The sequence below is a fragment of the Micromonospora eburnea genome (genome assembly GCF_900090225.1).
Lineage (GTDB): Bacteria > Actinomycetota > Actinomycetes > Mycobacteriales > Micromonosporaceae > Micromonospora > Micromonospora eburnea.
In genome coordinates this window covers 4884375-4905958 of the sequence record NZ_FMHY01000002.1, presented here as the reverse complement: position 1 = coordinate 4905958, position 21584 = coordinate 4884375, and the positions used below count along the sequence as shown (strand labels likewise).

General features: G+C 68.9%; 14 protein-coding genes and 5 pseudogenes. 13 read left to right on the top strand and 6 right to left on the bottom strand.

The genetic code is table 11. The annotated features are described in order from the left end of the window. The first annotated feature begins 12 nt into the window (after positions 1–12). From GA0070604_RS21105 to GA0070604_RS21075, 7 genes and pseudogenes are all read left to right on the top strand, one after another. Complete coding sequence (locus GA0070604_RS21105) at positions 13–957, top strand: ATP-binding cassette domain-containing protein (protein ID WP_091121165.1); 945 nt, start codon at positions 13–15, stop codon at positions 955–957. After that, entirely contained in the window at positions 954–1769 is an 816-nt protein-coding gene (locus GA0070604_RS21100) for an ABC transporter permease (RefSeq protein WP_091121161.1), read from the top strand. The genes GA0070604_RS21105 and GA0070604_RS21100 overlap by 4 nt, the downstream gene beginning before the upstream one ends. Before the next feature lie 24 nt (positions 1770–1793). Beyond that, positions 1794–2334, top strand: a pseudogene (locus GA0070604_RS21095) (transposase); the annotation flags it as partial. Positions 2335–2976: 642 nt separating this feature from the next. Further along, positions 2977–3162, top strand: a complete 186-nt coding sequence (rpmF, locus tag GA0070604_RS21090; protein WP_091121157.1) for a 50S ribosomal protein L32 — start codon at positions 2977–2979, stop codon at positions 3160–3162. Next, positions 3159–4277, top strand: a complete 1119-nt coding sequence (locus GA0070604_RS21085) for a radical SAM protein (RefSeq protein ID WP_208602144.1) — start codon at positions 3159–3161, stop codon at positions 4275–4277. The genes rpmF and GA0070604_RS21085 overlap by 4 nt, the downstream gene beginning before the upstream one ends. A gap of 27 nt (positions 4278–4304) precedes the next feature. Further along, complete coding sequence (locus tag GA0070604_RS21080; protein ID WP_091121153.1) at positions 4305–5912, top strand: ABC-F family ATP-binding cassette domain-containing protein; 1608 nt, start codon at positions 4305–4307, stop codon at positions 5910–5912. Between the two features lie 611 nt (positions 5913–6523). Then, positions 6524–6667 carry a transposase gene (locus GA0070604_RS21075; protein ID WP_091121150.1) on the top strand — a complete coding sequence of 48 codons (144 nt, stop codon included), beginning with the start codon at positions 6524–6526 and terminating at the stop codon, positions 6665–6667. A 62-nt stretch (positions 6668–6729) separates the two neighbouring features. Here GA0070604_RS21075 and GA0070604_RS21070 read toward each other — a convergent pair whose 3' ends face one another. After that, positions 6730–6918 carry a hypothetical protein gene (locus GA0070604_RS21070; RefSeq protein ID WP_091121147.1) on the bottom strand — a complete coding sequence of 63 codons (189 nt, stop codon included), beginning with the start codon at positions 6916–6918 and terminating at the stop codon, positions 6730–6732. 1074 nt (positions 6919–7992) lie between these two features. Here GA0070604_RS21070 and GA0070604_RS34380 point away from each other — a divergent pair. Next, positions 7993–9153: pseudogene (locus GA0070604_RS34380) on the top strand (helix-turn-helix transcriptional regulator); the annotation flags it as partial. On the opposite strand, the gene GA0070604_RS34375 reads toward GA0070604_RS34380, so the two are convergent. After that, positions 9139–9291, bottom strand: coding sequence for an IS3 family transposase (locus GA0070604_RS34375; RefSeq protein WP_377593274.1), 153 nt, complete (start codon positions 9289–9291; stop codon positions 9139–9141). The pseudogene GA0070604_RS34380 and the gene GA0070604_RS34375 sit on opposite strands and share 15 nt — an antisense overlap. A 347-nt stretch (positions 9292–9638) precedes the next feature. Here GA0070604_RS34375 and GA0070604_RS21060 point away from each other — a divergent pair, with 347 nt between their 5' ends. The 3 genes from GA0070604_RS21060 (at position 9639) to GA0070604_RS21050 (ending at position 14803) form a co-directional block, all read left to right on the top strand. Further along, positions 9639–10871, top strand: coding sequence for a serine/threonine-protein kinase (locus GA0070604_RS21060; protein ID WP_091121139.1), 1233 nt, complete (start codon positions 9639–9641; stop codon positions 10869–10871). Positions 10872–10951: 80 nt separating this feature from the next. Further along, a complete protein-coding gene (locus GA0070604_RS21055) occupies positions 10952–12739 on the top strand; it encodes a vWA domain-containing protein (RefSeq protein WP_091127302.1) in 1788 nt (595 codons plus the stop codon). A 300-nt stretch (positions 12740–13039) separates the two neighbouring features. Then, positions 13040–14803: a vWA domain-containing protein gene (locus GA0070604_RS21050; RefSeq protein WP_244162035.1), complete on the top strand. Its 1764-nt coding sequence runs from the start codon at positions 13040–13042 to the stop codon at positions 14801–14803. A 10-nt stretch (positions 14804–14813) separates the two neighbouring features. On the opposite strand, the pseudogene GA0070604_RS34370 reads toward GA0070604_RS21050, so the two are convergent. From GA0070604_RS34370 to GA0070604_RS34360, 3 pseudogenes are all read right to left on the bottom strand, one after another. Then, positions 14814–15224, bottom strand: a pseudogene (locus GA0070604_RS34370) (IS701 family transposase); the annotation flags it as partial. A gap of 89 nt (positions 15225–15313) precedes the next feature. Further along, positions 15314–15418 (bottom strand): annotated as a pseudogene (locus GA0070604_RS34365) (hypothetical protein); the annotation flags it as partial. Between the two features lie 98 nt (positions 15419–15516). Continuing rightward, a pseudogene (locus GA0070604_RS34360) lies at positions 15517–15660 on the bottom strand (mycothiol transferase); the annotation flags it as partial. Between the two features lie 366 nt (positions 15661–16026). Here GA0070604_RS34360 and GA0070604_RS21035 point away from each other — a divergent pair. Continuing rightward, on the top strand, positions 16027–17202 hold the full coding sequence (locus GA0070604_RS21035; protein ID WP_141721370.1) for a hypothetical protein: 1176 nt from the start codon (positions 16027–16029) through the stop codon (positions 17200–17202). 135 nt (positions 17203–17337) lie between these two features. Beyond that, positions 17338–18258, top strand: coding sequence for a hypothetical protein (locus tag GA0070604_RS21030; protein ID WP_141721369.1), 921 nt, complete (start codon positions 17338–17340; stop codon positions 18256–18258). Positions 18259–18309: 51 nt separating this feature from the next. On the opposite strand, the gene GA0070604_RS21025 is transcribed toward GA0070604_RS21030, so the two are convergent. Beyond that, positions 18310–21408 (bottom strand): AfsR/SARP family transcriptional regulator, encoded by a 3099-nt coding sequence (locus GA0070604_RS21025; protein WP_167363549.1) that lies wholly within the window; start codon positions 21406–21408, stop codon positions 18310–18312. Between the last annotated feature and the right edge of the window lie 176 nt (positions 21409–21584).

Sequence of the window (21584 nt, the reverse complement as noted above, 5' to 3'; positions counted from 1 at the left end):
AGTGGGGGGATCATGGCGGATCCGATCGTGGCCGCTGAGGGGCTACACAAGTCCTTCGGCGACACTCATGCATTACGGGGGCTGGACCTGAGCGTTCCGAGAGGAACGGTCTGCGGCGTGCTCGGGCCCAACGGCGCCGGGAAGACGACCGCGGTGCGCATCCTGGCGACCCTGTCCGATCCCGACGCCGGACACGCCCGCATCGCCGGATACGACGTCGTCCGCGACGCCGGCAAAGTGCGCGAGCGGATCGGGCTCGCCGGCCAGTACGCCGCCGTGGACGAGAAGCTCACCGGCCGCGGCAACCTGCGCATGTTCGGGCGCCTCTACCACCTGCCCCGCCGCGAGGCGCACCGGCGGGCCGACGAGCTGCTCGAGCGCTTCGGCCTGATGGACGCAGCCGACCGCCCGGTCGCCGGCTACTCCGGCGGCATGCGCCGTCGACTCGACCTGATCACCAGCCTCATCCTGCGCCCCAAGGTGCTCTTCCTGGACGAGCCCACCACCGGCCTGGATCCACGCAGCCGCGGCGAGATCTGGGACAGCATCCGCGAGCTGGTGGCCGATGGCACCACGGTGCTGCTCACCACGCAATACCTGGACGAGGCCGACCACCTGGCCAACGACATCGCCGTCATCGACCACGGGCGGGTGATCGCCACCGGCACGCCCGACGAGCTGAAGGCCACGATCGGGGACCGCCTCGACGTCACCCTCGAAGACCCCGCCGCGCTGCCTGCGGCGATGACCGTCCTGAACACCCTCACCGGCACCGAACCCACGACGACCGACGCCGACGGGCTCAGCGTCGCCCTGCCCGCCACCGGCCTCCGCCTTGCCGACATCGTGCGCGAGCTTGACCACGCCGGAGTCGCCGCCGCCGACGTGAGCTTGCGCCGCCCCACCCTCGACGAGGTGTTCCTACGCCTCACCGACCGCAAGGAGCCCGTCCGATGACCACCCTCACCTCAACGCCGAGTCGCCTGCGCTGGACGCTCACCGACGGGCTGACCCTGATCGGCCGCGAGCTGGGACGGCTGCGGCAAGAACCTGGGCAGATTGTCGCCGCGCTGATCTTCCCGGCCATCATGGTGGTGCTGTTCGGGTACGTCTTCGGCAGCGCGATCCAGGTGCCCGGTGGCGACTACCGCGAGTACCTCATGCCAGGCCTGTTCGCGATGGTCACCTTCTCCGCGTGGCTGGGGGTCATGACGCGGACGGCCAGCGACGCCTCCCGCGGTGTGATGGACCGGTTCCGCTCCATGCCGATGGCGCGCTTGGCGGTGCCATTCGGGCAGACCGGCGCCGACCTGCTGACCGGCCTGCTGATGCTGGCCATCATGATAGGCACGGGCCTGCTGGTGGGCTGGCAGCCGCACCGCGGCCTGATCCCCACGGCCCAGGCGTTCCTGCTGATGATCGTGCTGCGGTACGCGCTGAGCTGGGTGGGCGTCTATGTGGGCCTGGCGGTGAAGAACGACCAGGTCGCCGACGCCATGGTGCCGCTGGGCCTGCCGTTCACGATGCTGTCCAACGCGTTTGTCCCAACCGACGGCATGCCGGGCTGGCTGCGCTTCCTCGCCGACTGGAACCCGGTCAGCGCGCTCACCGCCGCCACCCGGGAGCTGTTCGGCAACCCGGGCGCCCCGTCCGGAAACGTAGCCTGGCCACTCGCACATCCGGTGACCACCGTCCTGCTCTGGTCGGCCGCGCTACTGGTGATCTTCGCCCCGCTGTCGCTCCGCGCCTACATGCGCAGAGGACGCTGACGCTCCAAGGCACCTGCAGACCACGTGCACGACGCTACCTTTGCTGCGGGCTCTGCCTGCGCTGATCTGACCACCCTTCTGCCGCCTCGACGAGCTCGGCCTCGTCGTCACCGGGCAGCGGCTCGAACCCGACCGCGCGGTTCTTGCCTGCCGCGTTGTCGAACCGGACCAGTGGTGCCGACGTTGCGGCTGCGAGGGCAATCCGCGGGACACCGTCGTCCGGCGCCTGGCGCACGAACCGCTGGGTTGGCGACCCACAATGCTCGAGGTCGTCGTGCGCCGCTACCGATGTGCCGACTGCGGGCACGCGTGGCGCCAAGACACCACAACGGCCGCCGAGCCGCGGGCGAAGCTCTCGCGTCGCGGGTTGCGTTGGGCGCTGGAAGGGATCGTGGTCCAGCATCTGACTGTTGCCCGCGTCGCCGAGAGACTCGGGGTGGCGTGGAGCACCGCCAACGACGCCGTCCTTGCGCCGAAGGCAATCGGACCTTGATCGACGACCCTCACCGGCTCGACGGCGTCAACGCGATCGGCGTCGATGAGCACGTGTGGCGCCACCGGCGCTCAACTGCACCCGCCTCCACCTGCGGGTTCTCGTATCTGCAGGTCAGAGTGGGTGCAGCGTCCTGCTTCAACACTGAGTTGGTCAAGCGCTCACCCGACGGACGCGGCCAGCCGAGTCTGAGGGAGGGGCTCATGAATCGCGACCGCCGCGCGACGGACGCGCAGTAAGCCCACGTGTGCGGGGAGGGGGTGGAAGAACCCCTCCCCGCCCCCGGGTGCGTTTGGGCGGACGATCATGGGCTGATACGATGGGTGACATGGGAATGATTGAGGTCGACAGAATCTAGCCACCGAACTGCCGGTGGCTTTCACTCGTGCGGGCAGCTTCCGCATCGGTGAATGATCGTTCCCCTAACGCAGCGCGAGTCCGCCCACCCCGGGCGTCGACATCCCTGCGTGAACCTCGCCGGCACGTTCGCACCGCACCGACCTCGGTCCAGAGTGCGTGCCTGCGAACGCGCGACTTCGATCCCCTCCGTACTCATCCGTCCATCGCCCGTCACCCGGGCAGCGGCCTGACGCCGCAGGTGGATGGCGCCTCGGCAGGTCCGGTCGAATCTCTCGCTGCATCGGCTCACGGCCCGTGGTCGGTTGTCCCGCCAGCTCCGCTGGCAGCCACAACCACTCACGAAAGGCCATTGCCATGCAGCACCGCACGTCGCGTTCCCGAGCCCGCCACCGTCGCGCCCACTGGAAGACCAGCGCTCCGGCGCTCACCACCTGCACGAATCCCGCCTGCGGCAAGCCCACGCCGCCGCACCGCGCCTGCCAGCACTGCGGCTTCTACCGGGGTCGCGAGGTCGTTCCTCCCAAGGGCGGTGACTCGTGAACACCGTCCTCACCAAGGGGAGCCGCTGGATGCGCATTTGCGATCATCTTGCGCAGACCGGCGCCCCGGCGTTCCGATTCCGCCAGCTCATCACCGCGTGGCAGAGCTCGACGGCCGAGACGTTCGCCGACGTCCACGCACTGCCGGCCAGCCTGCGCGCCGATCTTGCAGAGCAGTTTGGCCCGCGGCTGCATCCGCTGACCCCGTTGGAAGTGCAGCGAGACGAGCAGGTCGAGAAGGTGCTCTTCGCGTCCGACAGCGGTGCCCGCATCGAGACCGTCGTCTCGCACTATCGAGCCGGATGGGACTCCATGTGCATCTCATCGCAGGCCGGGTGCGGCCTGGGCTGCACCTTCTGCGCGACCGGCGCGGTGGGCCTGGTCCGCAATCTCACCGCCGACGAGATCGTCGCGCAGGTGATGCACCCGCACTGGACCCGCGAAGGGCTGCCAAGGCCCGCGAGCGTCGCGTTCATGGGAATGGGAGAGCCGCTCGCCAACCCCTACGTGTTCGACGCGCTCACCCTGCTGACCGACGCCGGATACGCGGGGATGTCCGCACGTCGGGTCACCGTGTCGACCGTGGGGTTCGCGCCGAACCTGGCACGCCTGGTCGACGAGCACCCGCAGGTGACGATCACCCTGTCCGTGCACTCGCCGTTCACGCAGGAGCGGGCACGCATCATTCCCCTCGAGGAACGGTTCCCGCTCACGTGGAACCTCGACATCCTCGACCGGCATGCCGCCACGAACCGCCGAAAGGTCTACCTCGCCTATCTGCTCATCGCCGACGTCAACGAAAGCGACGAGCACCTCGCCGTTCTCGCCGAACTGGTCCACGCGCGGTCCCGACCCGAGCTGTTCCATGTCAGCGTCATCCGCTACAACGAGGCGGTCGGTGCGGCGCCGGAATACCGCACCCCCTCCTCCAACCGAGTGGACGACTTCGTGCGCGGGCTCACCGTGCGGGGTGTGCACGCGACCAGGCGCCGCCAGTTCGGCACCGGCATCGACGCTGCCTGCGGGCAGCTCCACGGCAAGTACCTCGCCGCGACCCCTTCGGTCGCCGCTCCCATCGACACCGAACTGATCCCAGTCACACCTGTCCACAGCTGACGGGACGAAAGAAGAGAAACACCAACCATGTCTACGAAGTCCGCGATCACACTCCGCGATCTGACTTTCGAATGGCCGGACGGGGCCGTTGCGCTCTCCGACGCCAACGGCACGTTTGACATTGGCCGTACCAGCCTGATCGGCCGCAACGGCGCCGGGAAGTCGACCCTGCTTCGGCTCATTGCAGGCGTCCTGCGGCCGACCGCCGGGCAGATCGACACCATCGGTGAGGTCGGATACCTACCGCAGACGCTCACGCTCCGGCACGAGACGACGATCGCCGAACTCCTCGGAATCGACGGGATCATCGCCGCGATGAGGGCCATCGAGACCGGCGACGTCGACGAGCGACACTTCGACACCATCGGAGACGCCTGGGACATCGAATCCCGCGCCGACGAGGCTCTCCACCAGATCGGATTCGCCGCCGCAGACCTCGACCGTCGCGTGGCCGAGGTCTCCGGCGGGGAGGCGATGCTCATCGCGATCACCGGCTTGCGCATCCGCCGTACCCCGATCACCCTCCTCGACGAGCCCACCAACAACCTCGACCGGCCCACGCGCGCCAAGCTCGCCGAGCTCGTCGACCAGTGGCCCGGAACGCTCGTGGTGGTCAGCCACGACCTCGAGCTGCTGGAGCACATGGACAACACCACCGAGCTCTACGGTGGCACGCTCGACACCTTCGGCGGCCCCTACAGCGCGTGGAAGGAACATCAGGAGCAGGAGCAAGCGGCGGCGGTCCAGGCTGCGCGGTCGGCTCAGCAGGCGCTCAAGGTGGAAAAGCGGCAGCGTGTCGAGGCCGAGACGAAACTAGCGCGCAGGGAGCGCACCGCGAAGAAGACCCAGAGGGACGGTGGCATCCCGAAGATCCTGGCCGGCAACCGCGCCAGCAAGGCTCAGGCATCGGCGGGCTCGTTGCGCTCCACGCTCGACGACAAGGTTCAGGCGGCCCAAGCCGCCGTCGACGCTGCGGATGCCCGCGTCCGCGAAGAGGAACACATCCATCTCGTCCTGCCCGATCCCGACGTCCCGCGCGGACGGCGCCTCGCGGAGCTGGAGGACCAGGACCGCACCATCGTGATCCAGGGGCCGGAGCGAGTCGCGCTCGTCGGCGCCAACGGCACCGGAAAGTCGACTCTGATCGAACAGCTCGTGCACGGCACGGCTCCTACCCCCGATCGACCGCACGGGCGCCTGGTGACAGAGCTGGTCGGCTACCTTCCGCAGCGTCTCGACGGGCTCGATGACGACGCCAGCGCTATGTCGAACGTGCAAGCGGTAGCGCCGGGGACACCGGCGGGTACGATCCGCAACCAACTCGCCCGCCTACTCCTACGTGGCGACAGCGTCGATCGGCCGCTTCGCACGCTCTCCGGCGGCGAGCGGTTCCGCGTCTCCCTCGCACGGCTCCTCCTGGCTGAGCCGCCGGCTCAACTGCTGGTCTTGGACGAGCCGACGAACAACCTCGACATCGCCAGCGTCGAACAGCTCGCGGAAGCTCTCGACGCGTACCGCGGAGCGCTCCTCATCGTCAGCCACGACTTCGCGTTCCTCGAGCGGATCGGCGTCGACACGGTCATCGAACTCGACAGGGACGGGCGCATGCATCAACGCCGAAACCTGAACATCTGACGGTCTTGGATCGCGCGCGACAAGGTGTCGATGAGCAGCCGGGCCGCGGTTTCGGCTGGCCTGCCTGTTCCTTCGCTGGGAACTATTCACACACCGCTTCATGCACGCCCACTTTCTTTCAGCTTTCCGGCTACCGGAGTCACTCTGATCGCCCGTACCGGCCGACCGCCCCTGGGAGAGACCCTGGGCAGGACATTCCGGCCCTCCGCACGCCCGGGGCCGCCCCGCCCGGGCTCACCGGGCACCCCAGGGTGCAGGACCAGGGGCACCCCGGGGCGATCGGGTGCCTGCCGTGACGAGCATCCAGGCATGCAGAATTTTGACGTGGTGGTGATCGGCGCCGGCCCGGGCGGCGAGGTGGCGGCCGGGCCGGCTGGCCGAGGCCGGACTGGCCGTGGCAATCGTGGAGGCGGAGAGGCTGCGGCGAGGGTTGTTCTAGGCTGGGGGTTGGCGGGTCCGGGAAGTAACTTTTCCGAAGTGTCGATCTCGGGGTTCGGGTCGGCCGCGCTGGATTGCAGAGCCGCCCCCACGTGTCCTCCCGGACCCGTCCTGATCAGATTGAGGTGTACCAAGGATCCTGGACATGTCCTCCGAGTTGAGAGGATGAGTCCATGCCCGAGCAGCGTCGTCGGTTCAGCCCGCAGTTCAAGGTCGAGGCTGTGCAGATGGTGATCGAGACTGGTAAGCCGATCGCGGCCGTGGCCCGTGATCCGGGGATCCATGACGCGACGTTGGGTAACTGGGTCAACGCGTGAGAAGGTTCGGGCGAGGGAGTATGTCGGTTTCCGTGTTTGGGCCTGTGGTGTGATCGAGGTTGTTAGATGGTGATCCGGTCGCCGTAGGCGAGGATCAGGGCGTTGAGGGCCTTGGTCCAACCGTAGACCCGGCCGGTGATACTCCCGCCGCCCCGGCATTTCTGCTGAACGACGAGGTATAGGGCCTTCATCGCGGCCTGCTCGGTCGGGAAGTGCCCCCGCCGGCGGGCTGCGTCGGGCGGTGTCGCCACGCCCCTCGGTCCGTCTGACCTGGCGGCCTCGGTAGGGCGTGGGCAGTTGGCGTCGGGGTTGACCTCGTCTCACCTTCCTCGACCGATCACCACCTCAAAGCCCTGGGTCGGACCCGTCTACTCCGCCGTTCCCGGGCGGTCCACGTGTCGTCGATGCCCGCCCGTCGGTTACCGGTGGCGGACACGCCGCTTCCGCTGCCCGCTGTGAGTTCGGAGCAGTCACACAAGTGACCCCTTGCCGTAGACGACCTAGTCCTGCCGCCGGCCGCCCGCCGACTGGTGAACGAATGGCTGGGCACTGTGTCGGCCGAAGTTCAGGAACTGTTGACGGTCGCCGCACTCGACGACCGACCCGACCGCGAACTGCTGAGCCGCCTCGCCGGCCCGCCCGCCGAGAACCTCCTAGCCGAGGCCGAGGCAGCCGGACTGATCAACATCGGGCAGGCCGACGGGAAGATCCGGTTCGCCGCCTCCGCGATCGGCGCCGAACTCGCGGCCCGACCGCCAGTCGCCACACGCAGGCTCCTGCACGCCCGCCTGGCCGAAGCCAGCCGCGACAGCATCCGCCGCGACCGTCACACCACGCTGGCGGCCGACACCAACGACCCGCAGTCGGCCGACCGCGCCGACCGTGCCGCCGCCCGCGCCCGGCTGCGCGGAGAACCCGCACTAGCGGCCGAGCTCTCTCTGCTCGCCGCCGAACGCACCCCGAAGGCCGACGCCGACCTGCTCACCGAACGGGCGCTGACCGCCGTCCGCGACGCCGCCCACAACGGCGACCTGCCCCGCGGCCAGGCTGCCGTCCGCCTCGTCCTGCACCACGACAGCAGCCCCGCCAACCGCGTCAACGCTCTCATCGCCCTGATCGACTCAGGCGGACAACACCTGTACAACGGCGACAAGCTGTTCGCCGACGCACTGCACGAAGCAGCCGGACATCCGGACCTGACCGCGCAGATCCTCATCCGCCAGGCGATCTGGGCCAACGTCAACGGCAATCCCGACCGGGCATGTGCCCAGGCCGCCCGGGCCGCCAGCCTCGCCCGGAACGCTGGCGACACCGCCACCACCGCCATGGCCCTCACGATGCAGGCCCGCATCCAACGCATCCTCGGCCGCCCCCAAGCCGAGACCACGCTCGGCCACGCCCTGTCCCTGCCACGCAGCACTCACATCCCCGTCAACGCCACACCCGAACAGCTCTCCGCCCGGCACGCCATCTTCGACGACCGTCTGAACGAAGCCCGCAGCGCACTGCTGCCCCTGCTCGTCGAAGCCGAGCGGACCGGAGACGCCGAAGGCACCGTGGATGTCCTGCGCAGCCTCGCCGAAGTTGAGATCCGCGCCGGACGGTGCGGACTGGCCCTCGACTACGCCGGCCGCGCCCTGTCACTTACCGACAGAGCCGCCTTGGACCCCGCCCCGGCGTGCTACACCTCCGCCCTGGTCGAGGGCACCGCCTCGTGCACCGACTCCGCCCTCGCTCACGCACGCCGCGGGGCGGACATTTCCCGGCGGGAGGACAACAAAATCTTCCTCTCCCGAAACCTCTTCGCCCTCGGACATTTTCTCCTGGTCACCGGGCGTTCGAAAGAAGCCCTGGAGGCGCTGGAAGAGGTCCGTGCACTTGAAAATCGCCAGCAGGTCCGCGACCCGTCCGTCCTGCGCTGGCACGCCGACCTTGCCCAAGCCCTCATCTCCCTCGGCTACCTCGACCAAGCCCGCGAACTGCTGACCGACACCCGTGAAACCGCGACTGATCTAGGTAGAAGCTGTGTCCTCCCCGCGCTCGACCGCTCCCAGGCACTCCTAGAAGCCACCCTGGGCAACTACGATGCGGCCGCCGACCGCCTCACCGCCGCAGCCGACCGCCTCCGCCACCTGCCCATCGAACGCGGCCGAACCCTGCTGGCCCTCAGCCACACCGAACGACGCGGACGCCGACGCGCCAGCGCCCGCACCGCCGCGCAGAGCGCCGCCGACCTCTTCAGCACGCACCAGGCACACCCCTGGATCGAAGCCGCCACCCGCACCCTCCACCAACTGGAGCCCGTTCCCGCACACAGCAGTACGCTCCGCCGCCTCACCTCCGCCGAACAGCGTTGCGCCGAGCTCGCCGCCAGCGGAGCGAGCAACCGCGACATCGCCACCGCCCTCACCATCAGTGTCAAAGCAGTCGAAGCAAACCTCACCCGCGTCTACCGGAAGCTCGGCATCCACTCACGCATTCAACTCGCGCACCTTGCAGTCGTGACGGCAGCGCCGGCAGAAGCCCTGCAGCCCGGCCTGGCGCATCAGCCTGGCGGCGCGTTTGCGCCCGCTTCTGACCCCGGTGCCCAGGCGTAACTCGGCGTGCCATCTATCGATGGTCACGATGGCGACGCCGACACCAGTACCGCGCCAAACAAGCCCACTACCAGCGAAGACACCGAATCAACCAGCTACGACTGGAGTATTGGTACTCCAGCCGCGAGTTCGCCGAGGGAATAGAAGCGGCCTTCCAGACCGCGTTCTTGTGGCTCACCGCCGGATGTCCTGGCGCCCGCCGAGTTCAGGAGAATGGCCCGTTCCCTCGGCTGTTGTCGAGGGTCATGCCGCCCTTGTGATGGTCGACCAGGAACGGTCGGTCGGACGCCATCGTCCAGGCGGCGGGGGCATGGCACCATGACCGGTGTCCTCCGCCGCCCGGTGGGCCGGGACATGATGGTGATGGAGTCGGGATGACAGGACTGGCCGGCGCGCCAGTGCCGGGGCTAACCCCACTGTGGACGCACGATCCGGTCACTGCCGGTCCCTATCGACTGGTCGGTCGGCTGGGCGCGGGCGGCCAGGGAGTGGTGTACCTCGGCGATGACGGCCAGGGTACCAGGGTGGCGGTCAAGATGATCAACATCGACCTGAGTGACCCCCGGGCACGATCGCAGTTCATGAAGGAAATCGCGGCGGCGCGGCGCGTTGCCCCCTTCTGCACTGCGCAGGTGCTCTTCGCTGAGGTGGACGGTGAACGGCCCTACGTGGTCAGTGAGTTCATCGAGGGTCCGACCTTGCACCGGCACGTACGCGAGCACGGCCCGGTCGCCGGCAACGAGTTGCACCGGCTCGCCGTCGGCACCGCCACGGCGCTCGCGGCGATCCACCGCTCCGATGTCGTTCACTGCGACCTGAAGCCGGACAATGTGGTACTCGGCCGCGACGGCCCGCGGGTGATCGACTTCGGCATCGCGCGTGCGTTGGGCGTAACCGAGACGGTGACCAGCCGGGTGATGGGTACCACCGCGTACATGGCGCCGGAGCGGTTCCGCAACGATTCCGTCGGCCCGCCCTGCGACATCTTCGCCTGGGCCGCCACGATCGCCTTCGCCGCCGGTGGTCGGCCACCGTTCGGCAACGACTCGCTCTTCGCGGTGATGCACCGGGTGCTGAACGAGCCGCCTGACCTGTCGCCGCTGCCTCCGGGTCTCGACGAACTGATCCGGCAATGCCTGGCCAAGGAACCGGCGGACCGGCCGGAGGCCGAGCATGTACTGATGCGGCTGCTCAGGCAGGACGCCAGAGTCACCGGCCCGCTTCGCCGGGAGACCGTGCTCAAGATGGGTAATGAGACCGCCAGCGCGCCGACGCCGAATCAGCCGCTGCCCGCGCCGACGTTGCCGCAGAACTGGCCGGCATCTACCCAGATCCAACCGGTGCCGCGGGGTCGCTCCTCGGTGTCGGCATTCGGTGCATCGGCTGAGGTCGATGGTGGCTGGGGGTGGCGTCTCCGCCGCGAGTCCGTCGACGCCGGAGGCATTTCGATCGCGATCTTCCTCGGCTCTGTCGGCGCCGCCGCCGGCTACGTCGCGTCGAGCGCGGTGGGTAAGGCCGCGGCGGCCGGCGCGGCCACCTTCGTCGTGGTCTATGTGGTTCGGCTGCTGGTCGCGGCAGCACTCGCCGGCCGGTCCGACCGCCCGTGACGACCGCACGCGGGTCTCGCGCGCGTGGGCTGAGTCGATAGGTTGACTGCCATCAGTTGATCGCCAAGGAGGAGGTCCCCATGGCCCCAGCCCCAACGCGTACCCGACAGTGGTTGCCATACACCGCCGCCGTCACCGCCGGGCTGCTGGTCATCGCCGGGACGTTCGCGTTCGTGCGGCAGCGGGACGCGGGCGGCCGTCCCCGCGCCGACTGCACCATCAGCCTGGAGGTCAATTCCTCGACGGAAAAGGCAGCGCTGCTGGTCGAGCTGGCCGAGCGGTATAACGGCAGTGGCAGGTCGCTCGATGGTGGCGGCTGCGCCCGGGTGCACGTCAGCGCGCTGACCTCGGGTAAGGCAGCCGAGGAACTGGCCGCCGGCTGGGGCGGTACCGGCCTGCCGAAGCCGCAGGTCTGGTTGCCGACGTCGAGCCTGTGGACCGGCCAGCTTCGGCGGCTGGACCAGGCCGCTGGGCGGGCACCGCAGACCCCGGACCGCTACCCGTCGATCGCCAACAGCCCGTTGGTGATCGCGATGCCGCAGCCCAAGGGCGACCTGGTGCGCCAGCGCGGGCCGCTGGGGTGGGGGGAGATCCTGGGCCTCTCAGGGCGGGCGGGTTGGGCGGACTTCGGCAAGCCGGAGTGGGGCCGCTTCACCTTCGGCAAGGACAATCCGAACCTGTCCACCTCCGGGCTGGCGGCGACCATTGCCACCTACTACGCCGCCGTTAACCGGTCCAGCGATCTGACACGGTCCGACCTGGCCAACCCGGCGGTGACCCAGTTCGTACGGCGGATCGAGGCCAACGTGTCGCACTACAGCGACGATGTGGTGGACCTGTTACGAGACCTCGCCGAAGCCGATCTGGTCGGTAGGGGCAGCAGCAGGGACGACATGAGTGCCATCGTCATGCAGGAGGAACTGGTTTACCTGTACAACGAGGGCAGGCTGAGCCCGCGGCAGGACGGCCAGGAGCAGGGCCGGCGGCCGAGCGTGCCACTGGTCGCGGTCCACCCGAGGGAAGGCACCTTCAACCTGGATCACCCGTTCGTGGTGCTGCCGTCCGCCGATGAGCGTCAGCGTGCGGCGGCAGCCGACTTCCTGGCGTTCCTGACCGATGATGTGCAGCAGGAGAGTTTTGCCCGCCTCGGGTTCCGGAACCACGAGCGCCGGGCCTCCGCGCAGCTGCTCGCCAGCGTCGGCACCGAGCCCACCGGTGGGCTGACCTACTTCGAGCCGCCGGACCCGCAGGTGGTCGAGGCGATGCTCGGCGGGTGGAGCACGCTGCGCAAGAAGGCCAACATCCTGATCGTGCTGGACACCTCGGGTTCGATGGAAGCGGCGGTTGGCAACCGTACCCGCCTCCAGGTCGCCTCCGCGGCGGCGGGCAAGGGGCTCGCGTTGCTCAACGCGGAGGACCGGGTCGGGCTCTGGTCGTTCTCCTCGGAGACCCCGCAGCGGCCCACCGGCCCGTACCGTGAGGAGGTCCGGCTCGGCGACTTCGACCAGAAGCGGATCAACAGTCGAACCGCCGCCTTGCGTGCCGGAGGGGGTACCGCACTCTACGCGACGGTCCGGGCCGCCCATCAGTACGTACTCGACCGGTATGACCCGCAACGGATCAACGCTGTGGTCGTGTTGACCGACGGCAAGAACGAGTACAGCCGAGACAACGACCTGGCCCGGTTGCTTGCCGATGTCGAGCTAGACCCCCGGCGCCCGGTCAAGGTGTTCTGCATCGCCTTCGACCGGGAATCAGACTTCGCCACCTTGGACCGCATTGCCAAGGCGTCTTCAGGCAAGGCGTTCGACGCCACCGATCCCGCGAGGATCGACGAGGCGTTTGTGAAGCTGGTCAGCAGCTTCTGACTGCCCACGGGCCTGATTCACAAGGGCAGCTGTGGTACAGCCATCCCGTCGGCCGGACGGGGCGAGACCACACCTCGCCGCAGTCCCGTCCGGCCGAGCGGGGCTGAGGCAGGTGTCGACGGCACGTTCCAGGTCGTCTGCGATGCACATGTGTCGTCACCTCCGGCGCCGATCGGCCAGCCGTGCATGCAGGGCGCAGATCGTCAGGCTCGTGGCGTTGTGCCAGCGAGTCGAGTTACACCGGTACGGTGCTGCACTATGGCTGATGCCGGTACCGTCAGCCGATACCCTGGAGGACCAATGGTTTCAGGTCGATCCGCTGCCCGGCCGTGGTTGCCGTACGCCGCAGCCATCGTGGCCGGAGCCGCGGTCGTCGTGGCGGCCTACCTGATCGTCCGGCCAGCGGCAGACGCCGGGTGCACGCCGCTGGAGGTCAGCTCGTCGGTTGAGAAGGACGTGCTGCTTGGTGAGCTGGCCGAGCGGTACAACAAGAGTAATCGGCGTTTTGGTGGCCGCTGCGCCGCCGTGACCGTGCACGGCCTCACCTCCGGTGCGGCGACGGACGCGCTGGCCGGCGATTGGACTGCCAAGCAGCCCAATCTCCCACGACCGCAGGTGTGGATGCCGACGTCGACCCTGTGGACCGGGCAGTTGAAGTTGCTGGACGAGGCCGCGGGGCGCCCGGCGCAGACCTCCGGCCCGTACCCGTCGGTGGCGAACAGCCCGCTGGTCATCGCCATGCCGCGGCCAAAGGGAGAGCTGCTCCAACAACAGGGTCAGCTCGGCTGGGGCGAGATCCTGGGCTTGTCCGGGCAGACGGGCTGGGCCACCTTCGGTCGCCCCGAGTGGGGGCGGTTCGCGTTCGGCAAGGTCAACCCGAATCTGTCCACCTCCGGGCTGGCGGCCATCATCGCGACGTACTACGCGGCCATCAACCGGGCCAGCGACCTCACCGAGAGCGACCTGGCAAATCCGAGGGTGACCCAGTTCGTCCGCCGCATCGAGGCCAACGTGTCCCACTACAGCGACGACGTGGTGGACCTGCTGAAAAACCTCGCCGAAGCGGATCTGTCCGGCGCCGGGACGCAGGTTCTGACCGATATGAGCGCGATCGTGACACAGGAGGAATTGGTCTACCAGTACAACGAGGGGAAGCTGAGTCCGACCCCGGGCGAAAAGCCCAAGGTCCCGCTGGTCGCGGTGTATCCGAAGGAGGGCACGTTCAACCTCGACCACCCGTACGTGGTCCTCCCTTCGGCCAGCCAGGAGCAACGTGCCGGCGCCGCCGACTTTCTGGCGTTCCTTCAGGAGCCGCCACAACAGCGGAGCTTCAGCCGGCTCGGGTTCCGCGACCACGAGCGGAACGCGTCCGGCCCGCTGGTCGCCTCCGTCGGCGGGCGCGGGGCAGGCCCGGATCTCACCTACTTCGACCCGCCAGACCCGACCGTGGTCAAGGCGATCCTCGCCAACTGGGGCACGCTGCGCAAGAAGGCGAACATCCTCGTCGCCGTTGACACGTCCGGCTCCATGAACGCCAAGATCGGTGGCCGGAGCAGGTTCCAGGTAGCGACCACGGCCGCCGCCAAAGGCTTCGGCCTGTTGAACTCCGAGGACCAGGTCGCACTCTGGTCGTTTTCCTCCGAGACGCCACAACGGCCGCGTTCGCCCTACAGCGAGGAGGTCCGACTGTCGGCGTTCGACCAGAAGGCCCTCACCGGCAAGATCAACAACCTTCATGTCGGAGGCAACACCGCTTTGTACGCCACCGTACGAGCGGCACACCGGCACATGCTCGACCACTATGACCAGTCCCGAATCAACGCGGTGGTCGTACTGACAGACGGCAAAAACGAGTACAACAAGGACAACAAGCTCGACCGACTACTTCAGGATGTCGCGCTGGATCCGGAACGGCCGGTCAAGATTTTTTGCATCGCCTTCGACGAGCAGTCCGATTTCGCGACCCTGGACCGGATCGCCAAAGCGTCCGCGGGCAAGGCGTTTGACGCCCGGGACCCGACGAAAATCGACGACGCATTCGTCAAGTTGGTCAGTAGCTTCTAACACTCCAACGTCACTTGGCCTGCCTGCGCTGGTAGCGGGATCGGCGGGCTCGGGCTTGGGATGTTCGTCGCCAGATCGACCGGTGCAGGATGTGCCCTGGGGGTAGCGATGCGGTGAGGACGAGGGCGTTGAGGAATCGGCGGATCTCGGCGACGGTCAGTGCGATGAGTTCCGGGTCGGTGTCGGGTTGCTGGGCGGCGAGGATGGTCAGGACGGCCAGGGCGAGCATGGCCAGGGTGACGAAGCGGTGCCAGCCGCTCCAGCTGCGGACCTGGTAGAGGTCCAGGCCGACCTGGCCTTTGCCGGCCTGGAACAACTCCTCGATGCTCCAGCGGGATCCGGCCACCCTGCCGAGGGTGTGCAGGGGCACCGGGCGGGGTGACCAGCACAGGTAGAAGGCCGGCTCGCCGGTGCTGCGGTGCGGCGGATGAGCAGCACTGACGCAGCAGGCACGTGCACGAGGATGAGGTGCAGCGTCACCGGCGTGTGTTGCCACCACCGCACCGAGCCGGGCGCGTCGATCGGGAGCGCCTCGATTGTCGCGTCCGCGTGTGCCCAGACTCGGTGCCAAAGGCCGATGACGTCGTCGCGGGACTCGTCGGCTGCGGCCCACATGTTTGCGTTCGACTCGGCGTGCTCGTCCAGGCCTGCGACGGGTTCGGAAAGGGGCGGTCGAACACCTCGCCGAAATACCCGGCGGCCACCAAGGCCACGTGCTTGACCAGCCCGAGCAGTTTCGTCCCGGTCCACACGGGCGGGCGCCGTACGTCGTACTCCGACAGCCCGTCGAGCTTTCCGAGCAGCGCCTCACGCGCCTCCCGCAGATACCCATGAACCCTGCGCCGTCCCGGGCGCACCGAAGCGCACACTACGCCGGCGGGCCTGGGTTGGCACCGCCCACCAGTTATTCGGCGGCGAGCACCCCGTCGGCCCTGCTGCCGGCTGACGGCGACCGGCTTGGCGGGCGGATCGAAGCCGAGGTCGTGATGCGCCCGCCGGAAGGCGGCCCAGCATTCGCTGACGTCGGGCGAACTCGCCGGGATTGCCGACGACAAACCACTTCTCGCTTCCTCTGGGCAGTGGCCGTCGCGCCCACAGCGCCGCCACAACCGGTCGACAACAGGAGCCTCGCACCGTGGATGTGACGGCGCACCCGCGCCGCTCCCAGCTGCATCGGACCGGCCCGTGGGAGGCCGACCGACTCTGATCACAGTGGAGGACTCATGCGGCTACGAACGACCGCAACCGGAGTGCTGGCCAGCAGCGTGGCTGCCATTGCGCTCCTGCTCGGCATGGCCGGGCCGACGCAGGCGGCTACGGCCCGGAGCGCACACGCCGTGACCGCAGGCGGCCATGGTACGGACGCCGCGGCGCAGCGGAGCGCAGCCGCCAAGCCGGCGCCCGCCAAGGACTTTGTCGGTCCCAACGTCCACCTGGGCGCCGACTTGCCGGCCAAGGCCGGCCATCAGACGGCCACGGCCAGCACCCTGGCCGCGTGGACGGTGAGCCTGGCGATCACCGTGCGGCGGCCCTGGGTCGGCCGGTCCACCACGCTGACCGCCACCGCCAGCGCTGATGTCGGTCCGACGGCCTACTACATCCGCATCTTCCGCAACGGCAGCCAGATCGCGTCGTGTGCGACCGGTACGACCTGCTCGCTCTCCTGGACCGAAAACACCGAGATGACCGACTCGTTCCGGGCGGAAATCTCCAACTTCACCCGTTCGGACGTGGTGGCAAACGATCCCGACGCGGACAGTCCGTTCGGCTATCAGGTGACCTGGCACGCGTCCACCACGATCGACCTGACCGCCAACTACACCTCGATAACGATGGGCAAGCCCGTGACCCTGACCGCGTCCACCTTCGACGACGTCTGGGCCTCGCCGTACTGGATCGAGATCTTTGACGTGACCACCGGGACCTACCTGACGAATTGCGCGTCCGGGACCGTGTGCTCGGTGCAGGTGAGCCAGGCGGTGGCGACCACGCACGCCTATCGCGCCTTCGTCTCCTACTCCAGCACCGCCTTTCCACCGTCCGGAACGGTGGCGACCTCGGGCACCAGCTACGTCACCTGGACCACCGGCCCCACCATCTGGCAACTCGGCCTCAGCGCGCCGGCCACCGCCTACCGTGCGGTGATCGTCACGGCCACCGCGTCGCTCGACGTCGGCACCACCGCGTACTGGATTGAGATCTTCGACCAGGAGAGCGGCACCCGCATCGCCGCCTGCCCGAGCAGCACAACCTGCTCCGGCACGTACACGCCCACCAGCCCGGAGGGCAACCACCTGGTCGCCTTCATCAGCGCGCTGGACACCAACCTCCCGCCGGCGAGCATCCAGGCGTCCTCGAACGTGGCAAAGATCGCGCTGGTCTCGCCGCCCCCGAGGTAAGCGCACGAGCTGCGCGAATCGGGACGGCAGGCGACCGTGCCGTCCCGCCACAACGTCGGCACAACAGGGACTGCGGATGCTGACGGTGGCCGGGCGACCAGCCCGTGCCGGAGACCACAAACAAAGGAATGGATCATGAAACGTGCAATGCAACGCCTCGTCACCGGTGCGGCCGCGTGCCTGCTGGCCGTCTCCGCGATGATGCTGCCGCACACCGCCGCGTCCGCGGGACCCGAGTGCATGTTCATCCGCTACCCGGGCCTGGGCGCGGGCGCCAGCTGCCCGGAGCCGATCACGGGAGGCGGGACCGGGACGTCCTCTTCGGTGCCGACCACGGACGACCGGATGAACTCGACGCCGACGGGCTGGTGGACGTACCAGAACGTGGACCCGGACACGGTCTCGGCCCTGCTCAGCAGCAACGATGCCCGGCCGACCGACTTGCGGGTGCTCAGCGCGTCGCCGCTGCGGTTCTCGGTGACGATGGTCCGCAACACCGGCGCCTACGCCAGCGGATACTGGTGGTACTACGGCGTCACCATGACGCAGGTCAGCAACCTCCTGTCCACCAACAACGCCCGGCTGATCAGCGCCGTGCGGTACGGCAGCGTCTATGCGGTGGTGATGGTGCCCAACATCGGCGCCAACGCCAAGGCGTGGGGTTGGTGCGACACCGATTTCGCCGGCATCGGCTCGTGCCTGGGCACCACCATGCGGCTGACCAACATCGTGTCGTACGCGCAGAACCGGTTCGTCGTGATCTTCGTGAACAACTCCCCGGGCTACGGCTGGTGCTGGTACGCGGGGATCAGCCGGGCCGCGTTGAACAACGTCTGCAACGGGCAGTCGGTGCTGGACATCAGCGCCAACCCCGACGGCACGTTCAACGTCGCCTCGGTCGCCCTTGACGGCGACGGCCGGGTTCACTCGTTCACCTCGCCGCAAGCCCTGGTGAACTACGCGGTGGCCAGCCCGCCGGATCGGCCACTGTTCGTCACGCCGTACGTGGCGAACGGCACGACCAACTGGATCACCTCGTTCCGATACAACTCCTGACCACACTGTTCGGCACGGATGGGACAACCACCGGTCGTCTCATCCGTGCCGTCACGAGCGGACGGGCGCGGCGGCTACCCCGTCGTGCGGCTGCCCCGCCCAGCCCGCCGAGGCCAGCTCGTGCGCCTCAACGGTCGCGTTCGCGCTGCGGTACCGGTCGACGGCGGTGCCGTGGTGGCGGTGGGCCGCGGCCGGGCTGCCCCGACGGGCTTCGAGTTCGCTGAACGCGCGGTGTATCTCCGCCTCCTCGTACGCATCCGGGATGCGCAATCGAAGCTCCAGCGCGAACTGGAAATGCTGTTCGGCTTCCGGGAAGGAACCAGCCCTCAGATGCGCCAATCCGAGGCTTTGCAGCGCCACGGCCTCCCGATGAGGATCTCCGATCTGGCGGCTCAGCCGCAGCGCGTGCGCGCCGATATCCAGTGCCGCCGACACCGAACCCACGTCGAGCAGGGCGGACCCGATGTCCCGCAGCGTGTCGAGCTCACGGCTCTGATCACCGATCTCCCGGTGCAGGGCCAGCGCGCTGTGCAGCAACTGCAGCGCCACCTGGTACGCGCCGCGCCGCAGGTGCGCCGCGCCGGAGGCCTGCCAGATCACCGCGTGCAGGCGTTGGTCGTCGAGGGCGACGGCCAGGTCGTGGGCCCGGGCGAGGTGGTGCAGGGCCACGTCGGGACGTCCGCACCGGGTGTGGGCGTCGCCCAGGTTGTGCAGCGCGTACGCCACGTCCGAACTGACGCCGCGGGCGGTGTGCACAGCGAGCGCGTATTCGTACTCCGCGATGGCCTCGTCGAAGCGCCGGAGCATGGTCAGCGCCACCGCCGTGTTGTTGTGGACACTGCCCTCCCCCCAGGCGTCACCTGCCGCCTGCATCAACGGCAGCGCCGAGCGCAGCTCGCGCAGCGCCTCCTCGTAGCGCTGTACCTGGATGCAGGCGACACCCAACTGGCCCCGCATCAGGGCCTCGACATGCCGGTCACCCTGCCGCTGGGCGGCAGCCAGTCCGCCTCGGCAGATCTCCAGCATGTCGACCCAGTGGCCGCGCGAGTTGAAAAAGCCCATCAACAGGTACGCCAACTGCCACGCGGCGGTGTCGTACCCATGGCCGACCGCGTACCGCGACACCGGCACGAGGTTCTCCCGCTCGGCGTCCAAAAACACCAGCGCGTCTCGATGCCGACTGGCGAACGGCAGCTCGATCGGTCCGTGGCGGAGCGTAACGGTGGCCCGGGTGCGCGCCGGGGTCAGGATCGTGTTGGCCGCGTCGGCGATGGCCAGGTACCAGTCGAGGATGCGCTCGACCGTCTCGGTACGCCGATCCGGTGGGTCAACGGCGAGCGCGCACTCCCGGGCGTACAACCGGATCAGGTCGTGGCACGCGAACCGCCCGCTGGCCTGCTCGCTGGTTAGGTGCACGGTGGCCAGTTCGTCGGTGACCTGTCGCCCGACCGCCGGCGACGTACCGGTCGCCGCGGCGACCAGCGGGGCCGCGAAGCTCGGGCCGGGGTGCAGGCCGATCGCCCGAAAGGCGGTCGCCGCCAGCTCGCTGACCGTGTCGTAGGCGCTGGCGAAGACGGTCCGGATCCCACGCGAGTCGCCCGGCACCGACAGCGCATCGAGGCGATGCTCCGTGGCGAGATCGGCGACGAGATCGGCGATGCGTAGCCGAGGGCGGGACGCCAGCTTCGCCGCGGCGGTCCGCAGTGCCAGCGGCATCCCGCCACACGCCGTCACGAGTTGTTCGGCTGCCTCGACCTCCTGGCGCACCCGCTCGACACCGAGCACCCGCTCCAACAGGCTGATCGCATCGGGATGGTCGAGCACATCCAACTCCACCCGGCGCAGGGCGTTCCGGACGCCCAGCGCCGGCAGCGCGTTGCGGCTGGTCACCAGCAACAGGCAGCCGGACGTCGGAGGTACCAGTGGCAGGACCTGCTCGGCGGATCCGGCGTTATCGCACACCAGCAGGACTCGGCGGTCGCGCAGCAGCGAGCGGAACAGGCGTACCTGGTCTGACGGGTCGGCCGGTACCCGGCCCGGAGGCACGCCGAGCCCCCGCAGGGTGTGGCAGACGACGTCCGGCGCGGTTGCCGCGGCGGCCGGGCCGTGGCCGTGGAGGTCGACGAAGATCTGGCCATCCGGGAACTGATCAGCCACCCGGTGCGCCCACTCCACCGCCATCGCGGTCTTGCCCATCCCGGCCGGCCCGCACAGCAGTGCCACGCGTGCTTTGTCAGCGGCCGAACCGCCGGGGGCGGTGGGATCGCCCAGGAGGTCGTCCAACGCTGCGATCTCGTCGCCCCGGCCGGTGAAGTGGCCGACCGGGGACGGAAGCTCGTGTGGGATCAGCCGTTTTGCGGGAGCGGCGACAGACACCGGCCCGGCGGCTTCGGCGACGTCCAGCGCCGGGTCCCGGCGCAGCATCGCCGTGTGCAGCCGTTGCAGCTGGGGCCCCGGGTCGACGCCGAGCGCCTCGGCCAGATGCGCGCGCAGCCGCGCGTAAGAGGTGAGCGCCTCCGCGTGCCGCCCGGACCGGTAGCGCGCGAGCATGAGCAGGCCGACGAGGCGTTCGCGCGCCGGGTACGCCGCGAGCAGGCGCTCCAACTCGTCCGCGGCCTTCGCGTAAGCGCCCAGCCGCAACTGGGTGTCGCAGAGGTCCTCGACGGCGCCCAGCCGCGCCTCCTGCAACCGGGCGACTTCGGCCGCGCCCCAGCCGTACAGCTCTGTACCCTGCAGCGGCTCGCCGTACCAGAGTTTGAGAGCCGAGCTCAGGGCACCCTCGGCGCCCGCCGAATCACCCTCCGCTAGCAGGCGTCGAGCGGCGCGTACCTGCCCCTCGAACCGGTGTGCGTCAACGGCTGGCGGATCGACGACCATCATGTAGCCAACCCGGGTGGCGACCAGGAGGTCTGGCAGCCCACAGGCGGCCAGCTCCTGCTTCGCCCGAGTGAGGTGGCTCTGCAGCGTCCGAACCGCGGTTCGCGGAGCATCGTCGCCCCAGATGCCGTCCACCAGCTTTGATACTGGGATCGGATATTTCGGCGTCAGGGCGAGCAGGCCGACAAGAGCGCGTTGCCGGGAACTGCTCAGTGCCGCCGACCCGGCGGGGCCGATGGCCTGAAGCGGCCCGAGCACGCGGACGTCCGCCATACACCCCGCCCATTCACCGCTGATCGCGATCCGGCCCCAGTGTAGAAGCGGGCGTGGCCGCGCCCGTACCGATGTGACGGCAACAAGACTGGCGGGCGTACTGATGCCGTCCGCACCTGCGGGTGATGGCCCGGATCGGCTGGGTGCCGCTCGTGGTCGGGCGCCAGTGGGCCCTA